At 28.5% G+C, this 12215-nt stretch carries 8 protein-coding genes; 4 read left to right on the top strand and 4 right to left on the bottom strand.

From position 1 onward, the window contains the following. Window positions 1-8: 8 nt before the first annotated feature. Both secG and CD56_RS07650 read right to left on the bottom strand, forming a co-directional pair. Window positions 9-353, bottom strand: coding sequence for a preprotein translocase subunit SecG (secG, locus tag CD56_RS07655; protein ID WP_039619422.1), 345 nt, complete (start codon window positions 351-353; stop codon window positions 9-11). 102 nt (window positions 354-455) lie between these two features. Continuing rightward, window positions 456-1157 carry a Bax inhibitor-1/YccA family protein gene (locus CD56_RS07650; protein WP_039619421.1) on the bottom strand — a complete coding sequence of 234 codons (702 nt, stop codon included), beginning with the start codon at window positions 1155-1157 and terminating at the stop codon, window positions 456-458. Between the two features lie 159 nt (window positions 1158-1316). Here CD56_RS07650 and CD56_RS07645 point away from each other — a divergent pair, with 159 nt between their 5' ends. Together CD56_RS07645 and CD56_RS07640 are read left to right on the top strand one after the other, a co-directional pair. Then, window positions 1317-1958 carry a carbonic anhydrase beta gene (locus CD56_RS07645; protein WP_039619420.1) on the top strand — a complete coding sequence of 214 codons (642 nt, stop codon included), beginning with the start codon at window positions 1317-1319 and terminating at the stop codon, window positions 1956-1958. Then, a complete protein-coding gene (locus CD56_RS07640) occupies window positions 1951-3822 on the top strand; it encodes a mechanosensitive ion channel family protein (protein WP_047208690.1) in 1872 nt (623 codons plus the stop codon). The genes CD56_RS07645 and CD56_RS07640 overlap by 8 nt, the downstream gene beginning before the upstream one ends. Here CD56_RS07640 and CD56_RS07635 read toward each other — a convergent pair. Further along, window positions 3819-4133 (bottom strand): hypothetical protein, encoded by a 315-nt coding sequence (locus CD56_RS07635; RefSeq protein ID WP_047208689.1) that lies wholly within the window; start codon window positions 4131-4133, stop codon window positions 3819-3821. The genes CD56_RS07640 and CD56_RS07635 overlap by 4 nt on opposite strands. A gap of 31 nt (window positions 4134-4164) precedes the next feature. Then, entirely contained in the window at window positions 4165-4527 is a 363-nt protein-coding gene (locus CD56_RS07630; RefSeq protein ID WP_039629156.1) for a hypothetical protein, read from the bottom strand. 99 nt (window positions 4528-4626) lie between these two features. Here CD56_RS07630 and CD56_RS07625 point away from each other — a divergent pair, with 99 nt between their 5' ends. Next, window positions 4627-9912 (top strand): Ig-like domain-containing alpha-2-macroglobulin family protein, encoded by a 5286-nt coding sequence (locus CD56_RS07625; RefSeq protein WP_047208688.1) that lies wholly within the window; start codon window positions 4627-4629, stop codon window positions 9910-9912. Further along, window positions 9909-12113 (top strand): penicillin-binding protein 1C, encoded by a 2205-nt coding sequence (gene pbpC / locus CD56_RS07620; protein ID WP_052768392.1) that lies wholly within the window; start codon window positions 9909-9911, stop codon window positions 12111-12113. Before CD56_RS07625 ends, pbpC begins: the two co-directional genes overlap by 4 nt. Window positions 12114-12215: the final 102 nt, after the last annotated feature.

Raw genomic sequence — 12215 nt, 5'->3', positions numbered from 1 at the left:
TGTCCTTTTTATTTGCTAGTATTACTTTCACTAATTGGGGCACTTGGTGCAACTGGAATGCTAGTTGTATTTGTTTCAGGTGCTTTTGGTAAAATTTGCTCTGCTTTTTCAGCAAGTGAGTTAGAATTAGCATTATTATACATATAGCTAAGAGCAATTGTATTAGCAATAAGTAAAACACCCATTATAAAAGTAAATTTAGCTAAAAATCCCGCAGGACCTTTTGCTCCAAATAAACTTTCATTGCTTCCGCTATATGCTCCAAGTCCTATGCTTGAACTTTTTTGTAATAAAACCGCAATACAAATAATCACAACAATTGCAAATTGCAAAATAATTAAAAGAGTAGTCATAAATTTTCCTTATTGAAAATAAAATGAGTATTTTAACTTAAAAAGTTTGATAAAAACTTGAAAGAGGTAAAGAAAATTTGCGAGATTATTTCTCGCAAATTTTTATCTGCTATTAAAGCTTCTTAAAATATTAAGAAGAGAGATGAAAAGGTTGATAAAATCAAGATAAAGTGCAACAGCACCTTCGATTGGTGTTTCATAGTTTCCTCTAATGATGTTTTGAGTATCATAAAGGATGTAAAAAGAAAATAAAATTGCACCAATACCAGAAATAGCTAAGCTTACAAGTGAGCTTTGGAAAAATAGATTAATTAAAGAAGCTACTACGATAACGATTAAAGCTATAAAAAGCATTTTCCCCATCATAGTGAAATCTCTTTTTGTATTCATAGCAAATACACTTAAAGCACCAAAAGCTACTGTTGTTAAAGCAAAAGCTTGAGCGATAATGCTAGCTCCTGCAGGAAGTGCTAAAACTGAATATAAAAGCGGTGTTAAAGTAAGTCCTGAAACAAAAGTAAAGGCAAAAAGTAAAATTAAATTAAGCGGAGCTTCTCTTTTTTTCCATTGCAATGCAAACAATAAACCAATTTCAACAATAAATAAAATCCAAAAAGTTGCTTGAGATTGTGCAAATAAATGTGCTAGTGCAAAAATTCCTATATAAGCACCCGCTGTCGCAGCTAACAATGAAGCAGCAAAAAGCTGATAAGTTTGTTTTATAAAAATGCTTAAATCACTTCTAGCATAACCTTCAAATTCTTGAGTTTTAGAGTTAGAATAATCTCTATCATAAAGACTCATTAAAATCCTCCAATAATTTTTAAAACTAAAATTTACAAAAAAAAGATAAACGAAAGATTAAAACCACATAAAAATATAACAAAAAATAAATTAATGATTTGTTTTAAGTAGAAATAATTTAGTATAATGCTTCATTAAAACTCAAAAAAAGGACTTTTCTTGAAAGACTTGATCGAAGGCGCTTTGAAATTTATGCAAGAAGATTTTAAAGAGCATGCAGAGCTTTTTGAAAGTTTAAAAAACAAGCAAAATCCTCATACGCTTTTTATAGGTTGTGCTGATTCAAGGGTGATACCCAATTTAATCACCAATACAGGACCAGGAGAGCTTTTTGTTATAAGAAATATAGGCAATATAGTCCCACCTTATAGAGTTGGAGATGATTTTTTAGCAACTACTTCAGCTATTGAATATGCTTTTAACTCTTTACATATAAAAAATATTATAGTTTGTGGTCATAGTAACTGTGGAGGCTGCGCAGCTTTATATGCAAACGAAAATGATTTAAAAAATATGCCCAATGTTAAAAAATGGCTTACCTTGCTTGAACCTATAAAAAGTAAGGTTTTAAAAGTTGCAGGTAGTGATTTAGCTATGCGTGCTTGGATGACTGAAAAGATGAATTTGGTTAATTCTTTGCAAAATTTATTAACTTATCCAGGTGTCGAAGAGGCTTTAAATAAAAAAGAAATTGAACTTCATGCTTGGTATTACATTATAGAAACAGGTGAAATTTATGAGTATGATTTTAATTTTGAAAATTTTGTTTTAATTCAAGAAAGGATAAAAAAATATGAATAAAATCTTTAAACTTGTTTTAGTATTTTTGTTTGTTAATATCTTGCATGCGCAAGAAAAAAATATTTTAGAAGATAAAAATAGTATTTTTGCTTTAGTGCAAAATTACATAGAACTTAATTTGCTTTTGGATAGTTTTAAAAATAGCGATACAAATAGCACTGAATTTCAAGATAATATTAAAGAAATAGAAAAACAAAAAAATACTATTTTGACTACTTTACCCTTAAAGATTGTTTCTCAAAAAATTGATGATAAAGAAGCAAAAGAATTTTTAAAAACTAAAAATGATTTGCAAAAGAGTGTTGAAAATGCTCAAACTAAAAAAAGATATTATGATTATGTAGATAATAAAATCAAACTTTTAAATTTAACCTCTGCAGAGCATTTTTACCTATGTATTTTTGAATTAGAAAAAGTTTTTATTGAAGGAGCTCAAAGTCAGACCATAAAAAACATTATCGATAAAAGTATTGATGTGCTTAAAGAAGATATGGTGTTTAATTTTACTTTAGATAAAGAAAAAATTAATGATATTGCTCAGCTTAGAACCTTAGAAATCAATGAAAATAATTTAAGAAATGCTATTAAATCTTACAATGAAATTTTAGTTTATCTAAGAAACAATGCTAGTTTGCTTGAGACTAACTTTTTATTTACAGGCTTGGGCTTGCAAAATGCAATTAATTATATTAACGAACAAACTTCTATAAGTAGTGTGAATGTTGGAAAAATAGTTATTTCTGTTGCTGTGATAGTCTTTTTTTATTCTTTGAAGTTTTATCTAGCAAAGATTTTATATTTTATACTCATACGTTTGTTTGGAAAAAATTCAGCTAATATGGAGATAAAAACTCATTTTCTAGAAAAGCTCCAAGGGCCAGTGGGTTGGTTTTTATTTGCTTATGCTATAGGAATTTGTTTTACTATTTTTTACTATCCTGCACCTGTTGATATAAGAATTAGCAATATTTTATCAATTGCCTATGTTATTTTAACTGCTTGGCTTGTGATAAATATCTTTGATAGTTATGGTATGGTGATTGTTGCAAAGCTTGCTGAAAAAAGTGGCAAACGTGAAGTGGTAAATTTAATCATTAAAATTTTATATTTTATCATTATAGTGATAGCTGTTTTATTTGTTTTAGCGCATTTAGGGTTTAATATTTCAGCATTGATTGCATCTTTAGGTATTGGTGGTTTAGCTGTGGCATTAGCAGCTAAGGATATTATCGCAAATTTCTTTGCTTCTGTGCTTTTGCTTTTTGATAATAGTTTTAATCAAGGCGATTGGGTGGAAATTTCAGGCATAGAAGGAACCATAGTAGAGATTGGACTTAGAAAAACTACTATTAGAACTTTTGATAATTCTTTAGTATTTTTACCAAACTCAACTATTATGGGAACAAATATAAAAAATTGGAGCAAAAGAAAAATAGGGCGCCATGTGAAATTATTTATCGGTGTAACTTATGATGCAAGACCTGAGCAACTTGAACAATGCGTAGAAGATATAAGATATTTATTAGCAACTAGTCCTTTGATAGCTCAAGTTGATGATAGCGCGTTAAATCATGGTGGAACACGCGCTAGGTATAGACAAAATTTAGTTTCAGTAAATGACTTAGAAGGATATAAAAATAGTACTTATGTAGCCGTGAGTGGTTTTGGTGCAAGTTCTATCGATATAGAAGTGTATTTTTATACTAAAGCAGTAGATGCTGCAGGTTTTAGGGCAGCAAGACAAAGCATATTGCTTGAGTTGATGAAAATTGTTGAAAGAAATAAACTTAGCTTTGCTTTTCCTTCACAAAGTCTTTATATAGAAAAAATCAACAAAGAAGACAAAGAAGAGTTGTTATCTTAATAAGCTCTTCTTTGATCATCACATTCTACTATAATTTTTTCAGCAATGATAATACTTCTATTTTTATTGCCTTTAATTTTAACAAGACTTCCTTTTTTTAAATCTTGTACATTAGCTTGCTTTTTATTACTTCCAAAAATTCCACAACTATAAATATCAATATGTGTTTGGGGTAAAACCGTGATGATTAAATTATTGTCAAAACTTGTTTGAATGCTTAATGAATTTGTAGTGGTGTTTTTTAAGATACCCTGAACTTTATAAGCAAATGCAAAAGTGCTAATGCAAATTAATATAAGAAAAAAACGCATTAAAATAACTCCTTTTTAGGAGTTATTTTACTTAATAAGCTCTTTTTTTGCATTCGATTTTGATTTCTTTGGCAGTTATATTTTGAACTTGATTTGGCGTTTGTGGATTTGGTGTTGTTTGGGCATAGCCATGGAAAACTTCAGCTTCTATAAAAGTTCCTACTTTTAAATCTCTAAAAGTGCCGTATTTGTCCATACCAAAAATACCACAATCATCCATGTCAATTTCTGTATTTGGTAGAATTTTTACATTCATTTTCTCTCCATAAGTAGTGTCAATTAAAATAGTTTTTGCACCATCATTTACATCTACTATTACACCATAAATTCCATCTGCATAAGCAAGACTTGAAAGGCTTAAAGCCGTTAATAATGTAGCGATTTTCTTTTTCATTTTTTCTCCTTTATTTTTTATGCAAGAATTATATAATTTTTTGAGTGAAGCAAGAGTGAATTTAGATATAATTTAAAAAAATTGCTAAACGAGGTTTATATGAAAGGATTTTTACATTGTTTTTTTGCTTTTTTACTTGCAAGTTTATTGCTTGCTTGTTCTAAAAATGAGGATAAAAGCTCTGCTATAAGAGCTTATGGTTTTAATGAAAATACACAAAGTGTTTTTGTAGAGTTTAACACTAATATTATTAATCAAGAAATAGGTGTTATAAAAGAAAGAGAGATTATTGTTAATAATCAAAAGACAAAAGTAAAATATGAGCTTGAAACGCCTACAAGATTAAATATTTTTACAGCTTTAAAAGCAAATCAAAAATACGATATTTTTATAGATTTAAATGATATTTTAGCAAATGAAAAAGTGCAATTAAAAGTTCAAACTCCTTTTGAAAAACTAGATATTAAAGGATATTTTCAAAATATTTCAAATGATGAGAGTGTATTAGTTTTAAATATTCAAAGTTTTTATACTCTTAATAAAGATGAATTGTTAAAAGCTATTAAGATTACTACACAAGAAAAAGAAATTCAAATAGATAAAATCATTATTCAAGGTGATATGGCAAGTGTATATTCTAAAGCACTAAGTATCAAAAATACTAATACTAATGTAAAAGTGGTTTTCAATAAAGACATTTTAGGTTTAGAAAACAATATAGATTTAGAATATATTTTGCTTGCAAAGAGCGAATTTGTTTTTCAAAATGCAAATATAGTTAATAAAAACATAGAATTACTTTTTTCTCAAAATATTTCGCAAGATCAAAATTTAAAAGAATTGATTTTTATTACTCCCAAAGTAGATTTTAAAGCATTAGCTTTTGGAAATAAAATCAAACTTACAGGTGATTTTTCTCCAAATAAAACTTATGAAATACAACTTGCTCAAGGGATTAAAAGTGCTGATGGAATTAGCACAAAAGAAAATTATAAAACTCAAGTAAGTTTAAAAGACTATGAGCCTGCTATAAGTTTTACAAATCAAGGGGTGTTTTTATCTAGCAAAGCAAGTAAAAAAATAGCTTTTAAGAGTATGAATATTAAAAAGGTTCGTTTGGAAGTTCATCAAGTATTTTCAAATAACTTAAGTGAATATTTAAGATATAAAAATCTTCAAGGTGCTAAAAATTTAAGTGATTATGATAGTGATATTTTTTCAGAGAGTGATTATACTAGTGAAATAGTGTTAAAAAAAGACTTTGATATAAAAAATACCAAAAATCAGTGGCAAGAAAATGAGATCGTATTAGACGGTTTAAAAGATTTAAGCAGTGTGTTTATAGTCAAGCTTTATTTTAAAGAAGAAGATGTTGATTATGTTTTTGATGAGAGAATGGAGAGTTGGAAAAAATATAGATTTTTTAATCAAAAAGCAAAAGTAAGCAAGAACTTAATTTTTTCAGATATAGCTTTGATTGCTCAAAATTTAAATAAAAAGCTTTTTGTAGATGTGAGAGATTTTACCACGCAAAAGGCTTTAGGTGGGGTTAAGGTTGATGTGATTAGTAAAAGTAATCAAGTTTTAGCTTCTAAAATGAGTGATGATAATGGTTTGGCTGTTTTTGATGATATTGATGAATCAAAAGCTTTATTTGTCATTGCTTCAAAAGACAAACAAGCTTCTATTTTGCGCTTAAGTTCACCTTTATTATATGATGGTTTTGATGTTGATGGTTTTGATTTAACTTCTCAAAATAAAGTATTTATTTACACAGAAAGAGGGGTTTATAGACCAGGTGATGCTATCTATCTAACTATGGTTGCAAGAAATGATAAAGGAGCTGTTTATCATCCTATATTTTTAACTTTTTTTGACCCGCGCAATAAAAAGCTTTTAGATAAAATCAAACTTGAACCTTTAAGTAATGGAACTTTTTATAAAAAGATTTCACTTGATCAACAAGCTTTAAGTGGAGTGTATTTGGCTAGGGTTGAATTTGCAAATGCTGTTTTTGATAAAGAAATCTTAGTGCAAAATATAGTGCCAAATCGTATAAAAGTATCCATGCAAGCTCCAAAAAGTATAAAAGAAAATGAAAAATTAGATTTTAATATTAGTTCAAAATATCTTTTTGGAACACCAGCAAGTAATTTACAATATCAAGCTGATTTATTTGTAAGTAAAAAAGAATATAAAAATTCAAAATACCCAGAATACATTTTTTCAAATCCTAGTGTTTTAGTACAAAAATATCAAGATAATTTAAAAGGTATGTTAGATGAAAATGGCTTTACAAAGCAAGAATTTACTTTAAATGACTTTTTAAAAAATACCCCATATAACCTTGAAGCTAGTATAAGGGCTAGAGTTTTTGAAAAAGGTTCAAGGTCGGTTGAAGCACTTGTAAATTCACAAGTAATATTGCATGAGTATTTTGTAGGTATTAAGCGTTTAAAAAATCACTATTTAAGCTCGGGTTCTATTATCAATTTTGAAGCCATTGTAAGTGATTTAGATGAGAATTTGATAGCAAATAGGGAGATTAAATATACTATTTATGCAAATGATTATTCTTGGTGGTGGGATTATGATAATTATGATGATTTTTTAAAATCACTCAAAAAAGATAAAAACACACAAATCGTTACTCAAGGAAGTATTTTAAGTAAGGATAAACCGGTTAAAATAGAATTTGATCCAAAAGAATATCATGGTGAAATGTTCATAGAACTTGAAGATGTACAAAGTAAAACAAGCACAGGAGAGTTTTTTTATATTAGTAGTTTTGGTGCGCCAAGTAATGCTGATATAGTGAGTTCTTTAAAGATTAAAAGTGATAAAAAAGAATACAAGCCAAATGAAACAGCTTTTATAGAATTTGAAAGTGTTAAGGGTGCAAAAGCTATTGTTACTTTAAATGATAATGCAAAGGTTTTAAAACGCTTTGTGATAGATACATATGAAGATATTACAAAGGTTGAAATTCCTATTCTTAAAGAATATATGCCAAATGTTTATGTGAGCGTGATTTTACTTCAAGATTATGATCAATATACCAACGATAGAGCCTTAAGACTTTTTGGCGTGGTGCCTTTAAATGTAGTAGATGAGCAAAGTAAAATCGAGCTTGATTTAAAAGTGCCAGATAAAATCATGCCAAAACAAGATTTTGAAGTAGAAATTCAAAGTAAAAACAAGCAAAGTTATACTTATACTGTAGCTATTGTAGATGAGGGCTTGCTTGATGTGAATGCTTTTAAAACTCCAGATATTTGGGGGTATTTTTACCAAAAAACACGCTTTAACATGAGTATATATGATACCTATGATAAAATCATTGCTAAAAATATTTCTAATGCTTCTAAGGTATTAACTACGGGTGGTGATGTTTTCTTAGAAAGTAGAGCAAATAAAAGCAAAAATGATGAAAAAGCAAGACGCTTTAAACCTGTTGTGTTGTTTCAAGAGCCAGTACAAAGTGATGAAAATGGTTATGCAAAATTAAAATTTAATATGCCATCGTACTTAGGTTCGGTTAGAGTTATGGTAGTGGCAAACAACTTAGCAGGTTTTGGTAGCGCTTCTAAAGATATCCAAGTTAGCGCACCTGCTGTAATGCTTGAAACTTTGCCAAGGGCCTTAAGGCTAGATGATGAGTTTAAGCTTTTGGTGCAAGTGTTTAAAGTAGATGATGATGTAAAAAATGCAAAACTTAAATTAAAAACAAAAAATTCACTCATAAATTTTGAAAATGATGAAATTTTAATTGATTTTGGCAATGAAAAAACAAAAGATATTTATGTTGATGCAAAAGTAAATTCAAACAAGCTTGGAGTAGAAGAAATAGAGTTAAGTTTAAATGCAAAAGATTACACCTATACTCAAAATATGCAAATTGATATAAAAGCGCTAAATACCATTACTTATGAGGGTAAATCTTTTAAAATTCCTGCAAATACTTCTATGGAGTTTAAAATCACACAAGATTATATTAATCCAGTGGCATTTTTAAGTGTGAGTTCTAAGCCTATTTTAAATATAAATCATAGATTAAAATACTTGCAAAATTATCCTTATGGATGTATAGAGCAAAGTACTTCAGCAGTTTTACCACAACTCTTTTTGCAAAAACTTGATCAAGGGGCAAATGAGCAAAAAAATATTAACAATATCAATGCATTGTTAAGTAAATACGCAAATTTTCAAACTGCTAATGGTGGTTTTGCTTATTGGCAAGGACTTAAAGATTCTGATGCTTGGGGAAGTAATTATGCGGGTATGTTTATGATTTTAGCCAAAGAAAGAGGTTATTATGTGAGTGAGGGTATGTTTAAAGCATGGCTTGATTATCAAAAACGCTATGTTTTAAAAGCTCAAACAAATAAAGAAATTAGAATAAATTCTTTATATCTTTTAGCTTTAGCTAAAGAGCCAAATTTAAGTATAATGAATGCCATTTATGAAGATAGTGCTTATTTGCAAAGCCTAAATAATGTAAGTCTTTGGCAACTTAGCGCAGCTTATAAATTAGCAGGTTTTGATGAGGTAGCTTTGAATATAGCTAAAAATTTAAGCACAAAGCCTGATGAAAAAGCTAATTATACTCACACCTATGGATCTTTTCTAAGAGATGAAGCTATTATTGCGAATGCGTATAAAATAATCTACGGTAAAGATAATGATGAATTATTAGATGATATTAAAAAAACTTTAGAAGGCCAAGCTTGGCTTAGCACTCAAAGCATAGGTTATGCTTTATATGCTTTGGCAAATAGCTTTAGTGATGAAAGCTCTAAAACCATCAATGCAAGTGTAAAAATTAATGGTGAGAGTAAAAAGCTCAATACAAGTTTTTCTAAATTTGAGTTTAATCAAGGCAGCGCTTTGATAGAAGCTAAAGAAGATACTTATGTGCATTTTGGAGTAGAGGGTATTAAAAAAGGTATTGCTGAACCTTTTGCACAGCGTATGTATATAGAAAGAAGTTTTTATGATGAAAATGGAAACGAAATAGATGAAAGCACTATAAAAAGTTCTCAAATTTTTTATATGAAATTAAAAATATCAAATAAAAATTATCCAGGTACTTCTAATATAGCTTTAACTCAAATTTTACCAAGTGGATGGGAGATAGTGCATGATCTTTTAGATGATGAAGCTCCTGATTTTGTGAAAAATTCTTATTATGACTTTGTCGATATAAGAGATGATAAAATCATGTATTTCTTTCCTTTGTATTCTGATGAATCAAGAGAATTTTTTGTGAAATTAAGTGCTGTTACTCCGGGTGTTTATACTTTGAGCGGAGCTTATGCTGAGGCAATGTATGATAATGCTTATAAAGCTTTAAGTGAGAGTAAAAGAGTCAAAGTAGTGCAGTGAAAATCAAAATAAGCCTTGCAATATGCTTTTTAAGCCTATGTTTTTACATAGGCTTAGTTTATTTTAGTTTTGATAGTAAGGATTTATTTAAAGGCACTTATAGCAAGGTTTTGCTTGATAAAAACAAAGAAATTCTTAGTGTGTTTTTAGATGCTAATGAACAATGGCATTTAGAGAGTGAGTTTATACCACAAAAATTAAAAAGTGCAGTTCTTTTATATGAAGATAAAAATTTTTATTCTCATTATGGAGTAGATTTTTTAGCACTTATAAGAGCTTTTAAAAATAATCTTTTTTCAAGTAAAAGAAGTGGTGCAAGCACGATTTCTATGCAAACAATCAAACTTCTAGAGCAAAACAAACGCACATATTTTAATAAATTTAACGAAATCATTAAAGCTTTTGCTTTAGAAAGTGCTTATGAAAAAGATGAAATTCTAAAGCTTTATTTAAACAATGCTCCTTATGGTGGAAATTTAGTAGGTGTTGCAAGTGCGGGTTTGTTTTATTTTGAAAAAGATTTAAAAGATCTTACTTGGAGTGAAGCAGCTTTGCTTGCTGTGCTTCCTAATAATCCAGGTTTGATTAATCTTGAAAAAAACAAAGATAAGCTTTTAAAAAAACGCAATGTTTTACTTGATAGACTTTTTGAAAAGGGATATTTTTCTAAAGATATTTTAACTCTTGCAAAGGCTGAAAAACTTCCTAGTTTTAAAGCAAGAAAAAACTTAGCTCCGCATTTAGCACGTAGACTTTTAGCGGATAAAGAAAAAATCATTTCTAGTATAGATAAAAAAATTCAAATTAAATTTGAAGAAAAGGCCAAAGAATATTCTTATAAACTACAACAAAAAGGTATAAAAAATTTAGCTATATTGTTAGCAGATACCAAAACAAATAAAGTTTTAGCTTATGTAGGTTCTAATGATTTTTATGATTTTGCAAGTTTTGGTCAAGTTGATGGGGTGATAGCAAAGCGTAGTGTGGGTTCAACCCTAAAACCTTTGCTTTTTGCTTTTGCTATAGACGAGGGACTTATAGTGCCTGAATCTTTAATGCTTGATGTGCCTACGTATTTTTCTAATTTTGCTCCACAAAATGCAAATAAAAAATACCATGGTTTTGTTAGCGCAAAAGAATCTTTGCAAAAATCACTTAATATCCCTTTTGTAAGCTTACTTGCAGAATATGGGTATGAGAAGTTTTTTTATAAACTCAAAGATATCTTAGATTTTGAAGATGAAAATTTTAAAAAATACGGACTTTCTTTGATTTTGGGTACAAAAGAATTGAGTTTAGAAGATATGGTAAAAATTTATCTAGGGCTTGGAAATTGTGGAAATTTTAAAGAACTTTTATATGAAGAAAATGCATTTACTAAAGAAGATAAAAAGCTTATTAGTGATGGAGCAAGTTTTTTAACCTTACAAACTTTAAAGGATTTAGATAGAGTAGGTTTAAGACAATATGATTTTAATACTATTATTTCTTGGAAAACAGGTACAAGTTATGGCAGAAAAGACGCTTGGGCTATAGGAACTTCTCCAAAATATACTTTAGGAGTATGGGTTGGAAATTTTAATGGTGAAGCAAATGCAAATTTATATGGGGTAAATATAGCGGGAGAATTGTTTTTTGAGCTTTTAGCTTTACTTGATGGGGTTAATTTAGAATTTGAAAAACCTAGTGATTTAGTTACTATCAAAATTGAAAATCAAACAGGATATAGATATGATTATAAATTTGACTTTAAAGAAGTACTTTACCCACAAAGTGCAAATGTTTTAAGGACTTCACCATTTTTAAAAGAAGTTTTTATGTATAAAAACAAAGAAGTTGATTCTTTAGATGAAAATTTCATCCATGCCAAGAAAAAGATTATATTAAATTTACCTTCTAACGCTCAAGCATTTTTTGCAAAAGAAAAGCAAAATTTACAAAGCTCTAGCCAAAATTTAAAAATCATATATCCGCTAAATAATCTTAATATCATTTTGCCAAAAGATCTAAATGGCAAACAAAAATTGTTAATTAAACTTATAAATCCTAAAAAAGAAAAGCTTTTTTGGTATTTAAATCAAGAATTGATTTTTGAAGGAAAAGAAGAGATCTTGCCTTTAGATTTAAAGAAAGGTAAATATACTCTTAATATTATTAGCGAAAATGGACAAAATGATTTTATCAATTTTAATATATTTTAAATATAAATAATAAATTTTATTAGCTAAAAATCCATTCCCCCCCCCATTTTATAGATATCTCAGCAATGTTGCTAAATATTTAATATTTTTTTATTTTAGTTA

The sequence above is a fragment of the Campylobacter lari genome (assembly GCF_001017575.1).
GTDB classification, from domain to species: Bacteria; Campylobacterota; Campylobacteria; order Campylobacterales; family Campylobacteraceae; genus Campylobacter_D; species Campylobacter_D lari_C.
This window is presented reverse-complemented; position numbering and strand designations above follow the sequence as displayed.

Excerpts from the sequence above, each read along its gene's own strand:
- secG (WP_039619422.1), bottom strand. The coding sequence starts at position 353 with ATGACTACTCTTTTAATTATTTTGCAATTTGCAATTGTTGTGATTATT.
- CD56_RS07650 (WP_039619421.1), bottom strand. The coding sequence starts at position 1,157 with ATGAGTCTTTATGATAGAGATTATTCTAACTCTAAAACTCAAGAATTT.
- CD56_RS07640 (WP_047208690.1), top strand. The coding sequence starts at position 1,951 with ATGAATAAAATCTTTAAACTTGTTTTAGTATTTTTGTTTGTTAATATC.
- CD56_RS07635 (WP_047208689.1), bottom strand. The coding sequence starts at position 4,133 with ATGCGTTTTTTTCTTATATTAATTTGCATTAGCACTTTTGCATTTGCT.
- CD56_RS07630 (WP_039629156.1), bottom strand. The coding sequence starts at position 4,527 with ATGAAAAAGAAAATCGCTACATTATTAACGGCTTTAAGCCTTTCAAGT.
- CD56_RS07625 (WP_047208688.1), top strand. The coding sequence starts at position 4,627 with ATGAAAGGATTTTTACATTGTTTTTTTGCTTTTTTACTTGCAAGTTTA.